General features: G+C 71.3%; 10 protein-coding genes and 2 pseudogenes. 2 read left to right on the top strand and 10 right to left on the bottom strand.

All coding sequences use genetic code 11. The features are described from left to right. Positions 1-70: 70 nt before the first annotated feature. From H4N64_RS06855 to H4N64_RS06830, 6 genes and pseudogenes are all read right to left on the bottom strand, one after another. Positions 71-1,594 (bottom strand): protein kinase domain-containing protein, encoded by a 1,524-nt coding sequence (locus H4N64_RS06855; RefSeq protein WP_186281187.1) that lies wholly within the window; start codon positions 1,592-1,594, stop codon positions 71-73. 14 nt (positions 1,595-1,608) lie between these two features. Next, positions 1,609-3,264, bottom strand: a complete 1,656-nt coding sequence (locus H4N64_RS06850; RefSeq protein ID WP_186281186.1) for a serine/threonine-protein kinase — start codon at positions 3,262-3,264, stop codon at positions 1,609-1,611. Positions 3,265-3,378: 114 nt separating this feature from the next. Beyond that, positions 3,379-4,467 (bottom strand): annotated as a pseudogene (locus tag H4N64_RS06845) (serine/threonine-protein kinase); the annotation flags it as partial. An 82-nt stretch (positions 4,468-4,549) separates the two neighbouring features. Then, the gene (locus H4N64_RS06840) at positions 4,550-6,172 is read right to left on the bottom strand and encodes a serine/threonine-protein kinase (RefSeq protein WP_186281184.1); all 1,623 of its coding nucleotides are present in this window, start codon (positions 6,170-6,172) and stop codon (positions 4,550-4,552) included. Positions 6,173-6,301: 129 nt separating this feature from the next. Beyond that, positions 6,302-8,968 carry a protein kinase gene (locus tag H4N64_RS06835; RefSeq protein ID WP_186281183.1) on the bottom strand — a complete coding sequence of 889 codons (2,667 nt, stop codon included), beginning with the start codon at positions 8,966-8,968 and terminating at the stop codon, positions 6,302-6,304. A gap of 175 nt (positions 8,969-9,143) precedes the next feature. Beyond that, a complete protein-coding gene (locus H4N64_RS06830; protein WP_186281302.1) occupies positions 9,144-11,066 on the bottom strand; it encodes a serine/threonine-protein kinase in 1,923 nt (640 codons plus the stop codon). Between the two features lie 170 nt (positions 11,067-11,236). Here H4N64_RS06830 and H4N64_RS06825 point away from each other — a divergent pair. Beyond that, a pseudogene (locus H4N64_RS06825) lies at positions 11,237-12,271 on the top strand (serine hydrolase domain-containing protein); the annotation flags it as partial. 101 nt (positions 12,272-12,372) lie between these two features. On the opposite strand, the gene H4N64_RS06820 reads toward H4N64_RS06825, so the two are convergent. Beyond that, positions 12,373-14,079: an FAD-dependent oxidoreductase gene (locus H4N64_RS06820; RefSeq protein WP_186281182.1), complete on the bottom strand. Its 1,707-nt coding sequence runs from the start codon at positions 14,077-14,079 to the stop codon at positions 12,373-12,375. A gap of 293 nt (positions 14,080-14,372) precedes the next feature. Between H4N64_RS06820 and H4N64_RS06815 the strand changes: the two genes are divergently transcribed. After that, on the top strand, positions 14,373-15,581 hold the full coding sequence (locus tag H4N64_RS06815; RefSeq protein ID WP_186281181.1) for a nucleotide sugar dehydrogenase: 1,209 nt from the start codon (positions 14,373-14,375) through the stop codon (positions 15,579-15,581). 408 nt (positions 15,582-15,989) lie between these two features. On the opposite strand, the gene H4N64_RS06810 is transcribed toward H4N64_RS06815, so the two are convergent. The 3 genes from H4N64_RS06810 to H4N64_RS06800 all read right to left on the bottom strand — a co-directional run bounded on the left by H4N64_RS06810 (position 15,990) and on the right by H4N64_RS06800 (position 19,457). Then, on the bottom strand, positions 15,990-17,114 hold the full coding sequence (locus H4N64_RS06810) for a GuaB3 family IMP dehydrogenase-related protein (RefSeq protein ID WP_186281180.1): 1,125 nt from the start codon (positions 17,112-17,114) through the stop codon (positions 15,990-15,992). Between the two features lie 107 nt (positions 17,115-17,221). Next, positions 17,222-18,727 (bottom strand): IMP dehydrogenase, encoded by a 1,506-nt coding sequence (gene guaB / locus H4N64_RS06805; RefSeq protein WP_186281179.1) that lies wholly within the window; start codon positions 18,725-18,727, stop codon positions 17,222-17,224. A gap of 142 nt (positions 18,728-18,869) precedes the next feature. Beyond that, the gene (locus tag H4N64_RS06800; RefSeq protein ID WP_127178445.1) at positions 18,870-19,457 is read right to left on the bottom strand and encodes a sigma-70 family RNA polymerase sigma factor; all 588 of its coding nucleotides are present in this window, start codon (positions 19,455-19,457) and stop codon (positions 18,870-18,872) included. Between the last annotated feature and the right edge of the window lie 108 nt (positions 19,458-19,565).

The raw sequence follows: 19,565 nt of genomic DNA, 5'->3' as shown, positions 1-19,565 counted from the left end.
TACCCGGCGGTAACGGGGATTCACCGAGTGCTCACATGCCGCCAGCGTCCACTGGCAACGAATGCGCTGATCAGGGCGTTGTGGCAATCGTGAGCCGGTCACGGGCGGCCTTGAAAACCGCGGTGCCCTTCTTCTCCTCCGCCGTTCCCTTGGGCATCTCCACGCGCAGCTCGTACAGCCGGCCGTCGTCGGTGCGGACGAACAGCTCCATGACCCGGCGCCGGAGGTCCTTCTCGCCGTAGGTGCTGTCGGACTGTACGGCGTCCCAGCCCTGGAAGCTGGTTTCGGTGTACTGCGTGCTGGGGTCCTCGAAGAAGTCCCAGGTCGCCGCGTGCTGTTCAGCCTGACTCATGGGAGTTCCGGGTGCTGTGTCCCACTGGGTGAGGCGGACCTGGACGGATCCGGCCGCGTACTCCACCGCGCGGGGCTGGAAGGTGGCGCTGCCCTGGCGGGCGAACTCCTCGTACTCGGTGGGGAGGGCGAGCGTGGCGTTCATGGCCTTCTCGGGGTGCGCGGTCCAGGTGTCGCTCGGCGTCGGCTTCTGTACGGCGGTGTTCTTCGTTGCGGCGCCGCTGTCGGGGCCGGTGAGGAAGGAGATGCCGAGCCAGGAGGCGCCGACCAGGAGGCCGCCGAGGAGGGCGAGGGGGGCGGCGCGGCGGTGGAGCGGGGGCCTTACGACGGGTATCGGCTCGGCCGACGTGTCCGCGTCCGCCGCCAGCCGCATCGTCCCGATGTCGTCGCCGAACTCCTCCAGCTCCGAGGCGTCCTGAGGCTCGGGCTCCCGCCACTGCTCGGGGAGCACCGCCTCCAGCGCCGCCGCGGTCTCCTGCGCGTCCGGTCGTCCTGCGGGGTCCTTGGCCAGCAGCCGCAGGAGGAGCGGGCCGAGGGCGCCGGCCCGTTTCGGCTCGGGCGGGTCGACGGCGAGGATCGCGGCGAGCGTGGACTCCATCGTCGTACGGCGAAAAGGCGACCAGCCTTCGACGGCCGCGTAGAGGAGGACGCCGAGGGACCACAGGTCGGAGGCGGGGCCCGCGGTGCGGCCGGACATGCGCTCCGGGGCGATGAACTCCAGCGAGCCGACGAACTCGCCGGTGGCGGTGAGGGATTCCTCGCCCTGGATATGGGCGATGCCGAAGTCGGTGAGGACGACCCGGTCGTGCGGTCCGAGCAGGACGTTGGCGGGTTTGACGTCCCGGTGGACGATGCCGACGGAGTGCGCGGCGCGCAGGGCGCCGAGGACGGCGAGGCCGATGCGGGCGGACTCGGCGGGCTCCAGGGGGCCGCGTTCGAGCAGCTCGTGCAGGGACTCGCCGCGCACCAACTCCATGACGATCCACGGGAGTCCGTCCTCCTCGACGACCACGTCGTGGATGGAGACGGCGGACGGATGGTCGACGCGGGCGGCGGCCCGGGCCTCGCGGTAGAGCCGGTGGGCGGCCCGCTGGTACGCCTCGTCCTCGGGCTCGCCGGGCAACCGCGGCTGCTTCACGGCGACTTCGCGCTCGACCAGTTCGTCGAGCGCGCGCCACACCGTGCCCATGCCGCCGGAGCCGATGCGTTCGATCAGCCGGTAACGTCCGCCGACCAGTCGCACGTTGGAGCCTCAGTTCAGAGCGTTTTGATGTCCAGATCCGCGATCACGTTCTCGGCCACCTCGCGTCCCCGCTCGGTGAAATCACCCTTGCCCGGATAGCTGATCGTCACCTTATACATGTCGCCCTTGGACGTCTTGTAGTAGAAGATCTTCAGCTCACGGGGGCGCGGGTTCTGGGTGTCGTTCGTGGTGTAGGTGACCGTGTTCTCGGCAGCCTTCTTGCCCTTGTACTGGGTCTCCTCCGTCTGTGTGTCGGGTCCCTCGGGCATCGAGAGGTCGTAGCTGCCGGTGGCCTTGAACTCCTCGTTGTCGGCGTACATCTCGGCCGCGGCGGAGTTCTTGATCTGGTTCGACGTGTCCTCGGATTTGCGGGCCACGTTCACGCCGACCCAGATGCTGCCGCTGTAGTCGGAGTACGTCACCCAGTTCTTGTCGGTGTCGTCCGCGTCCGGCTTGGCCACCTGGTATTCCTTGGGCACGCTCAGGGTCACGCCCAGCCTCGGGTGGGCCCGGTCGACCCAGGGGTCCGGCTTCTCATCGGCGAACGGGTCGGCGATCACCAGGTACGTCGCCGCCAGCACCGCCGCTACGACCGTCGCGCCGAGCCCGATCAGCGTCTTGGCGCCGACCCGAACCCCCTTGCCGTCTCCCCCGAGTTGCACGACCTGCGTAGGCGCCGGCGCCGGAGGGTTCGCGGCCTTCTCCAGCAGCGCACGCGTCTGGGCGGCGTTGGGGCGGCGGGCCGGGTCCTTCTGGAGGAGGCCGGTGATGACCTCGGCGAGCGGGCCCTGCGCGGAGGCGGGCGCCGCCGGGGTGGCGTTGAGGACGGACTGGAGCGTGGCCGGGGTGTTGCTGCGGCGGAACGGCGAGACGCCCTCCGTCGCCGCGTACAGCACCACACCGAGGGACCACAGGTCGCTCGCGGGGCCCGGACGCTGGCCCAGCACCCGCTCGGGGGCGATGTACTCGGGCGAGCCGACAAAGCCGCCGGTGTCGGTCAGATTGGTCTCGCCCTCTATCTGGGCGATGCCGAAGTCGGTGAGCACGACCCGCTCGTGCCGCCCGAGCAGCACGTTGTCCGGCTTCACGTCCCGGTGCAGGATGCCCGCCGCGTGCGCGGCCTCCAGCGCACCGAGCACTTCAAGGCCGATACGGGCCGCCTCACGGGCGCCGAGGGTGCCCTCCTGGAGGACGTCGCCCAACGATCGGCCCTGCACCAGCTCCATGACGATCCACGGCTGGCCGTCCACGACGGCGACGTCGTGCACATTCACGACAGCCGGGTGGTCGAGCCGGGCGGCGGCGCGGGCCTCACGGCGCATCCGCTCGAAGGCGTTGACGCGTTCGCGTTCGGGAAGGTGGTCCGGGATCCGGGGCTCCTTGACGGCCACCTCGCGGTCCACGGTCTCGTCCTTGGCCCGCCATACGGTGCCCATGCCGCCGTGCCCGAGCTTGCTCAACAGCCGGTAACGGCCGGCGATCAGCCGCCCGGCACCGGGGTCCTGGGCGGGCTGATGCTGTTCCGGGACGACCTGGGTGGGCGCCGCGTACGGGTTGCCCGGGTGCGGCACATGGTCCGGGTGCGGCACGCCCGCGGGCGGCCTCGGCGGTTGCAGCCCAAAACTGGTTGGCTCGTCGGACCCGTAAGGGACTCCCCCGTTGTTGCTCATGCGTCCATCCATATCGCGCCAAGGGCCCCACGTTCCACCTCGAACACTGTCCGGTAGCAGACCCGTGACCCGGGGCGGGGCTTATCTCCCATTTATGTACCTGCGGGTGGACAGCGACGGTGAAGGGGTGACCGAGGGGGCCACGGACGTACTCACCGATGTTCCCGGAGTCGAACTCGAACTCGACGGTGGCGGAACGTTTCCGTTGCCCTCCCCGTTCACCAGCAACGCCACCGCAGATACCCCCGCCACCGCCACCGCGGCGACCAGCAGCACGCTCACCAGCACGCCCCGCCGGGACCGCCAGACCGACGGGACCGGCGTGACCGGCGCCGGCTGCGGTGCGCGCCCCGTGGCCAGGAAGTCCCGCAGCATCCACTCGGCCCGCGCCGCGTCCAGACGCCGTGACGGATCGCGCTCCAGCAGGCCCCGTACGACAGGCAGCAGGGGCGTGGCCTGCGGGGGCGGCCGTATCTCGTCGGAGACGACCGCGTGCAGGATGCCGCCCAACGAGTCGCGCCGGAACGGCGATTCACCGCTGACGGCCGTGCACAGCAGCGCGCCCACCGACCACAGGTCGGAGGCGGGCCCGGTCCTGGCGCCGGACATCCGCTCGGGCGCGGTGTACTCGGGCGAGCCCACGAAGGTGCCGGTCTCGGTGAGGGTGCTGGCGCCCGCGATCCGGGCGATGCCGAAGTCGGTGAGCACGACACGGCCGGTGCCCGCGTCGATGAGGACGTTCGCGGGCTTGATGTCGCGGTGCAGCACACCCGCCTCGTGCGCGGTGCGCAGCGCGCTCAGCAGATCGGCGCCGATCCGCGCGGCCTCGACGGCGTCGACGGGCCCGTGCGCGGAGATCCGGTCGGCGAGCGAGCCGCCGTCGATCAACTCCATGACGATGTAGCGCCGTTCGGCGTGCTCCACGATGTCGTGCACCACGATGATGTGCGGATGCCGCAGCCGCGCGACCGCCCGTGCCTCGCGAAGGGTGCGTTCACGGCGCCGCCGCAGGTCCGCCGGGGTGAGCGAGCCGGAGTCGCTCTCGTCGAAGGGGAACTCCTTGACCGCCACGCGCCGCTTGAGCAGTTGGTCGGTGGCCCGCCACACGACCCCCATCCCGCCGCGCCCGATCCGCTCCTCCAGACGGTAACGGCCCGCGATGACCCGGAAGTTGCTCTCCCCCTGATCCCCATGGGTCGCCATACGCCCCATCATGCCCCGCCGGACGGCCTGCCTCCGCGGTGCTGACCGGCCAACTCTGCTGGTGAACCGGCCGGCCCCGGAATCAGCCCTCGCGCCAGCTCCGCAGCACCGGCTCCAACCGCGGCTCGGCGGTGGCCCATTCGTCGGCGGGAGCGGCCAGGTAGATCGCGTACTCGACGCCGCTGCCGGCCATGTACATCTGGTCGACGGCCCGGTACGGCCCCGGGAAGTCCGTGTCCTTGGCCAGCGCGGTCCAGGTGTGCTCCAGACGTGCGCCCGGACGGTCGCGATAGAGATCGCGTTCCAGGCTCAGCGTCGTGTAGTCGACCAGCCGCTCGCCCAGTTGTCCGTCCAGGTCGACCATGTGGGCGTAGGGATCGTCGAAGTCGGGTGCGGTGTCCACGGCGATCCGCACGAAGTTCTTGCCGCCGTCCGGCGAGTAGTCGACCTGCTGGAGGGTGCCCGACTTCTGGTAGTTGCGCCGCGTCCAGCCCTTGGGCAGGGAGAGGCCGAAACCGATGGGGTCGTCGACGGGGACCCAGCCGGCGGGGACGGTGCTGTCGGGGCTCTGGCTCGGGCTGTTCTCGGGCGTCGGCGTGGGCGTAGGGCTCGGTGACGGGGACGTCCGGTGGTTCGTCTGCCGTCCCTCGTCCCACTTCTGCAGGGCCACGACCGTACCCCCGCCGACGAGGGCGGCGATGACGACGACCAGGGCCAGCGTGCGCAGCCGACGGCGCTTGGGCGGCGGGGTCGTGGCCTGATACGGCGTGGCTGTCGGCTGATACGGCGGAGTGGTCGCCTGATACGGCGTGGTCGGCCCCGTCCGTGGCGCCGTACCGGAGTCGGCGCGCGCGTGCTGCGTCGGCACGTACACCTGCGCCGCGTTCGGCCGCCGGCCCTCCGCCGCCTCGGCGAGCATCAGCTCGGCCGCTGTCGCGTCGGGGCGTACCGCGGGGTCCTTGTGCAGCAGGGCTGCGATGACGGGGGCGAGCGGACCGGCGTACGCGGGCCGCGCGGCCTCCTCCTCGACGACCGCCTGCATGGTGGAGAGCGGCGAGGTGCGGCGGAACGGCGAACGGCCCTCCACCGCCGTGTACAGGGTGGCGCCGAGGGCCCACAGGTCGGACGCGGAGCCCGGGTCGTGGCCGCGGATGCGCTCCGGGGCGAGGTAGTCGACGGAGCCGACGACCTCTCCGGTGCGGGTGATGGTGGTGTCGCCCTCGATCTGCGCGATGCCGAAGTCGGTGAGCAGGACGCGGCCGTCGTCGCCGAGGAGGACGTTGCCGGGCTTGACGTCGCGGTGCAGGACGCCGGCGGAGTGCGCGGCGCGCAGGGCGCGCAGCACCCACAGGCCGATCCGGGCGGCCTCGCGCGGCTCGATGCGGCCGTGGTCCTTGACCGCGTCGGCCAGCGAGTGGCCCTCGACCAGCTCCATCACGATCCACGGCCGGGCGTCATGGTCGAGCACGTCGTGCACGGTGACCACCGCGGAGTGGTTGATCCGCGCGGCCGCCCGGGCCTCCGCCCGGGTGCGGGCGAGGAGTCGCTCCTGGTCGCTCTCGGAGACGAAGTGGGCGGCGGTCAACTCCTTGATGGCGACGGCCCGGTGCAGCACCTCGTCGTGCGCACGCCACACTCGGCCCATACCGCCGCTGCCGATGGCGTCGGCCAGTCGGTAACGCCCCGCGAGGAGCTGGCCCTGCATCTGATTCACGTTGCCCCGCAATGTTCTTGACAGGGTCAGATTAGGGACCGGGTCGCTTCCAGGGAACAAGCGGGGTGACACAGAGACAGCACTGTGACGGTTGTCGTCACCCAGAGTCGGGGAGCTGGATCAGCCGGTGACCTGATAGGTGGCCGAGGCCTGCTCGAACAGCCGCGTGACCTCGTCCCGCTCGGCCTCCGGACCACGCACCTGCACCACGTGGTACCGCCCGTCGATCAGGATCGCGAGATTGCGTACGAACCGCTCGCGCCCCTCGTCGTCGGTCCAGGTGAACTGGCCCTCGGCCATGGTCCGCCCGCCCACCTCGATCGTCTTCAGCCCGGTGGAGGTCGCCCAACTGGAGTCCCGGTACGGCTGGAGCTCGGGCTCGTTCTCACGCTGGTACGCCATCGGGTCGTCACCGAACTCGTCGGCGGTGTCCCGGCCCGGTACGACGATGAGCTCGAAGTCGCCGTGCGCGTACACGACCTGCCCGCGTCCGTTCTTCGCCGCCCGGTCCCACCCGTTGGCCACGGCGACCCGGAACCCCTCGTCGTCCGCGCGCAGGGCGAAGCCGTCGGCGACATCGGGCCCGGTGGTCTGCGACGACTCGGGCGAACCCGCCGACTCCGAGGGGCTGTTCTCCTCGGCGGGCGAGGTCTGGTCGGGCCGGGGCTCACTGCTCGCGTCCGGCGCCTGACCGACCTCGCCCGTGGCGCCGGTCCGGTCGGCGTCGTCGGCTGCGCCGCCGTCGGCCTTGGGCATGAACAGCATGGCGTACGCGATGGCCCCGGCCATCAGCAGCAGGACCAGCACGAGCAGGGTACGGCCGAGGCTGCGCGGCGAACGCGCCTCCTGCCGGGCCCGCTTGTGCCGTCCGTGATGCGCGGGCAGCCCGGCGCGCCTCCTGCGCACCAGCTCGCCCCTGCGGCGCACCACCGGCAGCCGGCTGGCGTCGGCGGGTGGCGCTGCGACGACATGCGCCCCGGCCTCCGGCTCGGGCGCGGACCGCACGAGGGAGCGCAGCCAGCCGCGCAGCTCCTCGAAGTCGATCCGCTCGGTGGGGTCCTGCCGCAGCAACGACTCGACGACCGGCCTGAGCGGCCCGCACTCCTCCGCGAAGGCGGGCGGCTCGGCACACACCATCTGCACCAGTTCGGCGGTGGACTCCTCCGGGTACGGCGCATGCCCCTGCACGGCCCGGAACAGCAGCGCTCCGAGCGCCCACAGGTCGGTGGCGGGGCCGATGGGCGCAGCCAACTGCCAGTTCTCATGCACAGGACCGGCCTGCTCGGGCGCCCAACGCTCGGTGACAGGGCCGACGACGGCCATACGGGCCTGCCGAGCGCGCTCGGCGGCGAGCGCGGTGGCGGGGCCTCGACGGACGGGGGCGGCAGCGGCGAGGTCGTCCCAGCGGCTGGGGGGTGGGGCGGTGGGGGTACCGGGGGGCGTGATGCCGGCGGGGGTGGCACCGGGGGGTGTGATGCCGGCGAGTTCGGGGGCACCGGCGGGCGTGGTCCCGGCGGGGCCTGGGAGGGGCGCGCCTGCTCCCTGGGTTCCGGCGGGGCCTGGGAGGGGCGCCCCTGCTCCCTGGGTTCCGGCGGGAGAGGCGAGCGGGCCGGTCCCGGCCGGGGGCAGGGCGGTGCGGCCCGGGCCTGCCTGGACTTCTGGGCGGTTGGCCGTCTCCGGCGCCGCGCCGCCGACGCCTGTGCGGGGCGCGGCGCCGTGCCAGGACCCGGCGCGGACGCCGTAGGGGTCGGCGATCTGCCCGGGCGGCCCGGCGGGCGGCTGCTGTGCGCCGTTGGCGGAGGGGTACGGCGGTTGCGCCGCGCCGTTGGCCTCGGGGGCAGGGCGGGCGCCCGGCAAGGCGGCTCGGCCGTTCTGGGCCTCCTGGACTCGGGCCGCGGCCCTGGCCCCGGCTCGGTACGCGGCGATCGCTCCGGCCCGCGCCGCCCGGATGTCGCCGCCGCTCTCCACGGCCCGGGGCGCCGGCGCACCGGCACCCCCGCCGACCGGGTTCGCGCTGCCGCCGCCCGGTCCGGCGACCGGGGGCAGCCCACCGGCCGCCCGAGCCTCGATCGCGGCCCGCCGAGCGGCCTCGGGGTCCACCTCGACGGAGACGGAACCGCCGGAGGGGCCGCCAGGTCCGCTGAAGCCCGCGCCGCCCTCGTCATCGTCCGCCGGCACCGGGTCGTACCCGCACAGCGCCTCTTCCGCGGCCCCGACCGCCAGCCCGGTCAGCATCACGCGTCCGTCGTCGCAGACGAGCACCGTTCGCGCGGTGATGTTCCGGTGCACCCAGCCGTGCGCGTGCAGCACCCGCAGCGCCATCAGCACATCGGAGGCGACCTCGGCCGCCCGGTACGGCGTCAGCGGCTTCTCCGCGAGCAGCGCGGCCAGCGGTCGCGCCGACACCAACTCGCTGACGATCCACAGCGAACCGCCCTCGGCGAACACGTCGAAGACCTGGTCCAGCCGGGGATGGTCCGGAATCCGGGCCGCCGCCTGCGCGGCCTCCACTGCCCGCCGCACGGCCGGATCGGTGGGCCGCCGGGTACTGCCACGCGCCGCGGGTCGCCGCAGGGCACCCCGCTCACGCGCGGTGAAACCGTCGGGCAGTCCCTCCGCATCGAGCACCTCGGCCTCGACGACCTCCGGCAACGGCACCTGCCTGACCAGGACTTCCTGTCCGCTGTAGGTGTCGAAGGCCCGGGTCTCGGTGAGTTCGTACTCGTCGGACGGCGGCAGCGGCAGTCGGTAGCGGTCGGCGAGCACCCGACCCGCATAGTCGTCCACGATGCCTCCCCCGGCCGCCCGGTTGGTCAATTCCGTTCGCCTTGCGTCCCGTTGTGGCCTCATACCCGGATGCGTACGGTCCGCAAGCACTCACGATACGTGCCGGAGGCAACCCGCAAAGAGGGGATGCCAGATCTCACGCACCAAACCGTGACCACTCACTACACGCGGTGGATCACGGCTTCGGTTCGAAGGACCTCGTGAACGTCCGCCATGTGTCCTTACGCAGCTCACTGCCCCAATTGGCGGCTTTCGCCGTGTACATCAGCCCATACCCGAGATGGTCGTCGACCACGAACCCACGGTCGATGCTCCGGTACTTCGTGCCGCTCTCGACATAGGTGAACTCCCAGTCGGCCGTGTTCCAGTCCCGGTAGTTCACCGCCTCGATTCGGATCCGCTGGTACTGGGCGCGCTGCATGGCGCCCTCCTGGTTCTTCCAGTCGGCGACGGGGTCGTCCTTGGGCGCGGTGGTCCAACCGATGAGCAGCTTCTGCCCGTTGGGTCCGGTGAACCGGTCACCCGCGTCGCCCGTGGACTGGTACTTCCACCCCTTGGGCAGCCCGATGGAATACCCCTGGCTGCCCTGATGGGTGGAGGCCACACCCCTGTCACCGCCGGACGAACCGTCCGAGCCCGTACCGCCACCGGCCGAAGCGCTCGCGCCGGCGCTCGGTGTCGATCCGGTCGTCGCGGACTGACTCGCCTGCCCCTCCGGACGCGTCCCGCCGCTCTCGTCCTCCTTGGTGTCGGCACTGGCGCTCGCCTTGGTCGACGCCTTGGTGCCACCGCCACTCGCCGTGTCCTCGGGATCGTCCCCGTTGAAGGCGAACGCCAACACCACACCGATGACGGCCAGCACCACGACCACGGCGATGATCACCAAGGTCCGCCGCGGCACCACATCGGTCAGCGGCGCCCTGGGCGCCGGCCGAGGCGGCAGATCCGGCGGCGTCATCACAGGCCACCCCGAACTACGCCCGCCCGACTGCGCGTTGCCCCCAGAGGTACTCCGCTGCTCGGCACCGCCCGAAGCCGCCCCGCCCGATCCGGAGCGGGAAACCGCCGTCTCACCACCCGACTTGGCACGAGAGGAGGCCCCAGACCCCGCCGAGACAGCGGCCTTACGCACGGAACGCAACGCCCCCCGCAACCGCTCCCCGGCCTCCGCGGGCGCGTCGGGCTGCGCCGGCAGCGGCACGACCTTCGTCGCGTCCGGCGCCTCCACCTCCGCCGCCTTGGGCTCGGGCGCGTGGATGACGTCGTTCAGCATCGACCGCGCACCGGCGTCGTCGAGCCGCTTCGCCGGGTCCTTGGTGAGCAGCCCGTAGATGACGTCCCTCAGCGGCCCGGCGTTCTTGGGCTCCTCCAACGGCTCGGTCATCACCGCGGTGAGCGTCGCGATGGCGGAGCCCTTGTCGTACGGCGGCACACCCTCGACCGACGCGTACAGCAGCCCTCCGAGCGACCACAGGTCGGCCGCAGGTCCCGGCTTGTGCCCGCGGGCCCGCTCCGGGGAGATGTAGGAGGGCGCGCCGACGAGCATGCCGGTGGAGGTGATGGACGGGTCGCCCTCGACCTGGGCGATGCCGAAGTCGGTGAGCACGACCCGGCCGTCCTCGGCGATCAGCACGTTCGACGGCTTCACGTCCCGGTGCAGGATGCCCTCACGGTGGGCCGAGCGCAGCACGTCGAGCACCGCGAGCCCGACCTCCGCCGCACGCCTCGGCTCCAGCAGGCCGTCCTCCCGGATGACCTCGGCGAGCGACTTGCCCTCGACGAGCTCCATCACGATCCAGGGCCGGTCGTCCTCGTCGACCACGTCGAAGACCGTCACCGCGCTGTTGTTGCGGATCCGCGCGATGGCCTTGGCCTCCCGCAGCGTCCGCGTGATCAGCCGGCGCTTCTCCTCCTCGTCGATGTTCGAGGGGAACCGCAGCTCCTTCACGGCGACGGTCCGGCCCAGGGTCTCGTCCTCGGCACGCCACACCGTGCCCATGCCGCCGCGGCCCAGCACATCTCCCAGCCGGTACCGCCCGGCGAGGAGACGACCGTTGTTGTCCTGCCGGGATGCTCCCGCCCGCTCCGCCTCCGACATGCGTCCCCTCATGCAACCCGCCCTGACAGAGCCTCCATTGTCTCTCACCCGACAAGTGCCCGACGCCCAGGGTGCCGCTGGTGCGCGAGAACTCCGGCGCCCGGGGGCACCCCTGGCGGAACTGCTCGTTCCGCACCCTGCATGATGGGCCGCGAGAAGGAGGTCCCGCCATGCCGCCGCTCCGGACCCTACTGGCCGTTGCTGTGGCCCTGGCCCTCCTCGCGCTCGCCCCGTCCGCCTCGTCCGCGCCCACCGAAGCGGCCGCGGACGCGGTGCTTCCGCTGCTGGTCACCCGGGGCGGCGCCCCGGCCGCGGCGCTGCTCACCCAAGACGCGAGGAGCGGCACCCACTACGCCCAGGCCGGCGCCGGTATCTCCTTCGTCGACCACTTCCGAGCGGGCAGCATCACGAAGACCTTCATGGCGACGGTCGTCCTGCAACTGGCCGCCGAACACCGGCTGTCCCTGTCCGACACGGTGGAGCAGCACCTGCCGGGCCTGGTGCGCGGAGCCGGCAACGACGGGCGCGCGCTGACCCTTCGTGCCCTGCTCACCCATACCAGCGGCCTGTACGACTTCACCGCCGACACCGGGGGCATGGTCCCCCTCTCCCCTCGTCAGGCCGTCCGCCTCGCACTCACCCACTCCCCGGCCGACCGCGGCCGCTTCGTCTACTCCAACACCAACTACGTCCTGCTCGGCCTGATCGTCCAGCAGGTCACCGGCCGCTCCTACGCGGCCGAGGCCGAACGCCGGCTGATCGCTCCCCTGCGCCTGACCGGCACCTCCTTTCCCGGATCGCTCACTACGCTTCCCTTCCCGCACGGCCGCGCCTACACCTCCGGCGGGCGCGATGTCACCGAGCTCGACCCGCGGGTGGCCGGAGCCGCGGGTGAGCTGGTGACCACGCTCGCCGATCTGGACCGCTTCTACGCGGCGCTGCTCGGCGGTGAACTGCTGCCCCCGCGCCGGCTGCGCGAGATGCTCGACACCCGCGCCGCACACGGCTCGTACGGCATGGGCCTGTTTCCCGTGAAGCTGCCCTGCGGCACCACGGTGTGGGGCCACAACGGGATCATCTCCGGCAGCTATGTGCGCACCGCGGCCACCGTCGACGGACGCCGTGTCCTGACCTACCGGGTGAACACGACGGCGGTGGCGGACCCCGGTCTCGAACCCCGGTTGCTCACCGCCGAGTTCTGCCCCGCACCAGGTAGAACGGCCGGGTTCCGGGCGAAGATCCCGGTTCAACACACTCGTTCGAGTGAAGAACAGGGCTGCGGCGGCCGACGTCGACACCGCAGGCGTCACAGCGGCACGATGTCCGGCGCTCCCAACCGCGCCGCGTCCGCCGTCAGATCGTCCGGCTGCCGCTGGGACTCCCGCTCCGCCTCCACCCGCTTCTCGTAGTGCTGGATCTCGCGCTCGATGTGGTCTTTGTCCCAGCCGAGGACCGGCGCCATCAGCTCGGCCGCCTCCCGGGCGCTGAGGGTGCCGCGGTCGAAGGTCTCGATGGAGATGCGGGTACGCCGGGTCAGCACGTCGTCCAGGTGCCGCGCGCCCTCGTGCGAGGCGGCGTACACCACCTCGGCACGCAGATAGTCGTCGGCCGCCTTCAGCGGCTCGCCCAGCGAGGGGTCCGCGGTGACGAGGTCGAGCACCTCCTCCGCCAGCGCTCCGTACCGGTTCAACAGGTGCTCCACACGCACCACATGAAGCCCCGTCCGGGCGGCGATGCGCGCCCGCGCGTTCCACAGCGCCCGGTACCCTTCCGCGCCCAGCAGCGGGATGTCCTCGGTGACACACTCGGCGACCCGCATGTCGAGCCCGTGCACCGCCTCGTCCACCGCGTCCTTGGCCATCACCCGGTACGTCGTGTACTTGCCGCCCGCCACGACCACGAGCCCCGGCACCGGATGGGCCACGGTGTGCTCGCGCGACAGCTTGCTGGTGGCGTCGGACTCTCCGGCCAGCAGCGGCCTGAGGCCCGCGTACACGCCCTGGACGTCGTCCCGGGTGAGCGGCACCGCGAGGACGGAGTTCACATGCTCCAGGAGGTAGTCGATGTCCGCGCTGGAGGCGGCCGGGTGCGCCTTGTCGAGGTCCCAGTCGGTGTCCGTGGTGCCGATGATCCAGTGCCGACCCCAGGGGATGACGAACAGGACGGACTTCTCGGTGCGGAGGATCAGCCCCGTCATGGAGTGGATGCGGTCCTTGGGTACGACCAGGTGGATGCCCTTGGAGGCGCGGACATGGAACTGCCCCCGCTCCCCCACCATGGCCTGGGTGTCGTCGGTCCACACACCGGTGGCGTTGACGACCTGCTTGGCGCGAACCTCGTACTCCCCGCCCGCTTCGACGTCCTGCACCCGGGCGCCGACCACCCGCTCGCCCTCGCGCAGGAATCCGGTCACGCGCGCGCGATTGGCGACCTTGGCGCCGTACGCGGCGGCGGTGCGCACGAGGGTGGCGACAAACCGGGCGTCGTCCATCTGGGCGTCGTAGTACTGAAGCGCACCGACCAGCGCGTCCTTCTTCAAGGCGGGCGCCACCCGCAGGGCGTGACGGCGGCTCAGGTGCCGGTGTACGGGCAGGCCTCGGCCATGGCCGCGCGCCATCGACATGGCGTCGTAGAGGGCGACGCCGGAACCGGCGTACAGCCGCTCCCAGCCCTGGTGCTGAAGGGGGTACAGGAACGGCACCGGCTTGACCAGGTGCGGGGCGAGCCGGTCCAGCAGCAGGCCGCGCTCCTTGAGCGCCTCCCTCACCAGCGCGAAGTCGAGCATCTCCAGATAGCGCAGGCCGCCGTGGATCAGCTTGCTGGACCTGCTCGACGTGCCCGACGCCCAGTCACGCGCCTCGACCAGGCCGGTGGACAGGCCTCGGGTCACCGCGTCGAGGGCGGTGCCGGCGCCGACGACTCCGGCGCCCACCACCAGCACGTCCAGCTCGTGCTCGGCCATTGATGCGAGTGACTCGGCGCGCTGCGCCGGCCCCAGTGTCGCTGTCCTCACCGCTGCCTCCCGCTGTAGGTAGCACCGGCCGCACCCGTGGGGCGAAGCCCGGTCGTATCCCCCATGCCCAAATTCTGACCGGGTTGCCCGACTTCAGCCACCAGTCGCCCCCAGCCTGTGGACAACCTTCACGGATCTGTCCGGCAGCCGTCGCCCGCCCGCCGGAAACACACAGTGGATCAATCCCGTATTTCGGTCATATTTACTCCTAGTCTGACATTGCGCTCGCCCATCCTGTCCACAGGGCTTGCTCACCTGTCCCGCTTCGGTTATTGGGAAGGACGGCCCACGCCATGCCCGCAGATCTCGCCGTCATCGGACTCGGCCCGTACGGCCTGCCCCTGGCCCAGGCCGCCGCGGCCGCCGGCATCCCCACGCTCGGTTACCGGACCGGTCCCGAACGCGGCTCCCTCAGCCCCGCCGAACTGCGCCGCATGCTCGCGGCTGGCTTCCGGCACGCCACCAGCCCGGCCGAACTCGGCCGCGTGCGTACCGCCGTCATCTGCGCGCCGACCCCGCGCGGAGCGGACGGCGGGCTCGACCTCGGCCAGGTGGAGTCGGCCGCCCGCACCCTGGCCGGGCACATGCGACCGCACACCACGGTGATCCTGGAGTCCCCCGTCCCCCCGGGCACCACCGAGGACGTCCTGCGCCCGCTCCTCGAAGGGGCCTCGGGCCTGCGCGCGGGCCGCGACTTCCACCTCGCCTACTCCCCCAGCCGAGTGGACCCCGGCAACCGCGACTTCACCCCCGCCAACACCCCGAAGGTGATCGGCGGTCTCACCCCCGCCTGCACGGAATCGGCCGCCGCCTTCTACGCCCGTCTCACCGACAAGGTGGTACGCGCGCGTGGCCCGCGAGAAGCGGAGACGGTGCAGCTCCTGGAGACGAACTTCCGCCACGTCAACATCGCCCTCGTCAACGAAATGGCCGTCCTCTGCCACGACTTGGGCGTCGACCTCTGGGACGTCATCCGCTGCGCGGAAACCAAACCCTTCGGCTTCCAGGCCTTCCGCCCCGGCCCCGGCGTCGGCGGCCACACCGTCCCCCAGGACCTGACCGGCCACACCGGCCGCACCCTGCGCATGGTCGAACTCGCCCAGCAGGTCAACCACCAGATGCCCCGTTACGTCGTCCAGCGCGCCGCGACCCTCCTGAACGAGCACGGAAAGTCGGCGCGGGGGGCGCGAGTACTGCTACTCGGAGTCACCTACAAAGCGGACCTCGCCGACCAGCAGTCCACCCCCGCCGAGGAGATCGCCGTCCGCCTGATGAGCCTCGGCGCCTCCGTCAGCTACCACGACCCCCACCTCCCGTCGTGGACCGTCCTGGACCGCCCACTCCCCCGAGCGGACTCCCTCTACGAGGCGGCGGCCGACGCCGACCTGACGATCCTGCTCCAGCAGCACCGGACGTACGACTTGCAGGGGCTCTCGGTGAAGGCGCAGCTGCTGCTGGATACGCGGGGGGCTACGCCTACGGGGGCGGCGCACAGGTTGTGAAGAGGGGCGCGCGGGGTTACTGAGCCTCTGGGCTGGTGGCGTGAGGCACCCGGCGCCGGTACTTTGGACACAGGTGGAGCCCACCGCAGCGGCCACTGCGGCAGGCTCCAGGCGATTTACGAAGTGTCCACCCCTAGGCTTTGTAGGGGTGGCCGCTCATCGCCCATAAATCCGCAAGATCCACCTCCTCTGGCACTTCACCATCCACAGACGGATCCGATCCCAGCGGGTGGGCTTGCGGTGACGTCCCATGGGCGCCCCCTTCCACGACACCGCCCAGTGGCCTGGTAGACGGTCCGTTGGAGATCGGGCCAGGCCCCGAGGAGCGAGGCCTGGAACCAAATCCCAGCGCATGCAAAAGGGGCCGGTCACCCCACCGGGCAACCGACCCCACAGGCGCCGTAAGACCTACCGCTGATGCTGCGAGTCAGCCACCGTGACCTCGACCCGCTGGAACTCCTTCAGCTCGCTGTAGCCGGTCGTGGACATCGCGCGGCGCAGGGCGCCGAAGAAGTTCATGGAGCCGTCGGGAGTGTGCGACGGCCCGGTGAGGACCTCCTCGATGGTGCCGACCGTGCCGAGGTCGACCTTCTTGCCGCGCGGCAGCTCCTCGTTGACGGCCTCCATGCCCCAGTGGTGACCGCGACCCGGCGCGTCGGTCGCACGGGCCAGCGGCGAGCCCATCATCACGGCGTCCGCGCCGCAGGCGATGGCCTTCGGGAGGTCACCGGACCAGCCGACACCGCCGTCCGCGATGACGTGCACATACCGGCCGCCGGACTCGTCCATGTAGTCACGGCGGGCCGCCGCCACGTCCGCGACCGCCGTCGCCATCGGGACCCGGATGCCCAGCACATTGCGCGTGGTGTGCGCCGCGCCGCCGCCGAAGCCGACCAGGACGCCCGCCGCGCCGGTGCGCATCAGGTGCAGGGCCGCGGTGTACGTGGCGCAGCCGCCGACGATCACCGGGACGTCGAGCTCGTAGATGAACTGCTTCAGGTTCAGCGGCTCGTGCGAACCGGAGACGTGCTCCGCCGAGACCGTCGTACCGCGGATGACGAAGATGTCCACCCCCGCGTCGACGACCGCCTTGGAGAACTGGGCCGTGCGCTGCGGGGAGAGCGCGGCGGCCGTGACCACGCCCGAGTCGCGCACCTCCTTGATGCGCGCGCCGATCAGCTCCTCCTTGATGGGGGCGGCGTAGATCTCCTGGAGGCGGCGCGTGGCGGCCTCCGTGGGCAGCTCGGCGATCTCGTCGAGGAGCGGCTGCGGGTCCTCGTACCGCGTCCACAGGCCCTCGAGGTTCAGCACGCCGAGGCCGCCGAGCTCGCCGATGCGGATCGCGGTCGCCGGCGAGACCACCGAGTCCATGGGGGCGGCCAGGAACGGCAGCTCGAAGCGGTAGGCGTCGATCTGCCAGGCGATCGAGACCTCCTTCGGGTCTCGCGTACGGCGGCTCGGGACGACGGCGATGTCGTCGAAGGCGTACGCCCGGCGGCCGCGCTTGCCGCGCCCGATCTCGATCTCAGTCACGTCTGTGGCCTTTCCCTGATGCGTTTCAGCGTCTTCCAGTATCGCCGACGGGCACGACAAGGGCGGCCCCGGAGCATGCCGGGGCCGCCCTGACGAAGGACCGGTGACTACTTACGGCTGTAGTTCGGCGCCTCGACCGTCATCTGGATGTCGTGCGGGTGGCTCTCCTTGAGGCCCGCCGAGGTGATCCGGACGAACCGGCCGTTGGCCTGGAGCTCGGGGACGGTGCGGCCGCCGACGTAGAACATCGACTGGCGCAGACCGCCGACCAGCTGGTGGACGACCGAGGAGAGCGGGCCCCGGTAGGGCACCTGGCCCTCGATGCCCTCGGGCACGAGCTGCTCGTCGGAGGCGACGCCCTCCTGGAAGTACCGGTCCTTGGAGAACGACTTGCGGTCGCCGCGGGACTGCATGGCACCGAGGGAGCCCATGCCGCGGTACGACTTGAACTGCTTGCCGTTGATGAACATCAGCTCACCCGGCGACTCCTCGCAGCCCGCGAGCAGCGAGCCGAGCATCACCGTGTCGGCGCCCGCGACCAGGGCCTTGGCGATGTCGCCGGAGTACTGCAGGCCACCGTCGCCGATGACCGGGATACCGGCCTCCTTGGCGGCCAGCGACGCCTCGTAGATCGCGGTGACCTGCGGCACGCCGATGCCGGCGACGACACGCGTGGTGCAGATGGAGCCGGGGCCGACACCGACCTTGATGCCGTCCACGCCGGAGTCGATCAGCGCCTGGGCGCCGTCCCTCGTGGCGATGTTGCCGCCGATGACGTCGACGCCGGCGGAGTTCGACTTGATCTTGGCGACCATGTCGCCGACCAACCGGGAGTGGCCGTGCGCGGTGTCCACGACGATGAAGTCGACACCGGCCTCGATCAGGGCCTGGGCGCGCTCGAAGGCGTCACCGGCCACACCGACCGCGGCGCCGACCAGCAGGCGGCCCTCGGCGTCCTTGGCGGCGTTCGGGTACTTCTCCGCCTTGACGAAGTCCTTGACCGTGATCAGGCCCTTGAGGACGCCCGCGTCGTCGACCAGCGGAAGCTTCTCGATCTTGTGCTTGCGCAGCAGCTCCATGGCCTCGACGCCGGAGATGCCGACCTTGCCGGTGACCAGCGGCATCGGGGTCATGACCTCGCGGACCCGGCGCGAGCGGTCCGTCTCGAAGGCCATGTCACGGTTGGTGACGATGCCGAGGAGGCGCTTGTCGCCGTCGGTGACCGGCACACCGCTGATGCGGAACTTGGCACACAGGGCGTCGGCCTCGGCGAGCGTGGCGTCCGGGTGCACGGTGATCGGGTCGGCCACCATGCCGGACTCGGAGCGCTTGACCAGGTCGACCTGGTTGGCCTGGTCCTCGATGGAGAGATTGCGGTGCAGTACGCCGACGCCGCCCTGACGGGCCATCGCGATCGCCATGCGCGACTCGGTGACCTTGTCCATGGCGGCGGACAGCAGCGGGATGTTGACCCGTACGTTCTTGGAGACGTACGAGGCGGTGTCGATGTCGTCGGGCGCCATGTCGGACGCGCCCGGCAGCAGCAGCACATCGTCGTAGGTCAGCCCGAGTGTCGCGAATTTGGCGGGCACTCCGTCGACGTTGGCAGTCATGACACCTTCCCCAAATGGCCTTGATCGGTGCGGATGTCCATGCTAACGGGAAGCACGGGGCGCAAATTCCACGGTCCCAGGTGACCTCGGGCTTCGTATGTTCGTACGGAATCGGGGCGACGCCTGTTCAAGAAAGGGCTGACTACTGTTCGGCCAGCGCCCGCAGCCGGCTCAGCGCCCGGTGCTGGGCAACGCGCACCGCTCCGGGTGACATTCCCAACATCTGACCCGTCTCCTCCGCCGTCAACCCCACCGCGATCCGCAGCAACAACAGCTCGCGCTGGTTCTCAGGGAGGTTGGCCAGGAGTTTCTTGGCCCATTCGGCGTCGCTGCTGAGCAGGGCGCGCTCCTCGGGGCCGAGGGAGTCGTCGGGGCGTTCCGGCATCTCGTCGGAGGGGACCGCCGTCGAGCCGGGGTGACGCATGGCCGCCCGCTGCAGGTCGGCGACCTTGTGCGCAGCGATGGCGAAGACGAACGCCTCGAAGGGGCGGCCGGTGTCCTTGTAGCGCGGCAGGGCGAGCAGGACGGCGACACAGACCTCCTGCGCGAGGTCCTCCACGAAGTGCCGGGCGTCACCCGGAAGCCGGGACAGACGGGTGCGGCAGTAGCGCAGCGCGAGGGGGTGGACATGGGCGAGCAGGTCGTGCGTGGCCTGCTCGTCCCCGTCTACGGCGCGATGGACGAGTGCACCGATCGCCCCTGCGGCAGTGGCCGCCTCGTCGTCGCGCATCGGTCCATGGTGCCTTGTGGCGCCGCGGTCCGTGGCACCGCGTCCGATGTTGTGCACCGAAGCGTTATGAGCAGGTGCGCCGGAACTCATCTCCTGCGCCCTCCCCTT

The sequence above is a fragment of the Streptomyces cupreus genome (assembly GCF_014257025.1).
Lineage (GTDB): Bacteria > Actinomycetota > Actinomycetes > Streptomycetales > Streptomycetaceae > Streptomyces > Streptomyces cupreus.
The sequence above is the reverse complement of the archived record's forward strand: the minus strand, read 5'-3'. Positions and strand labels throughout refer to the sequence as shown.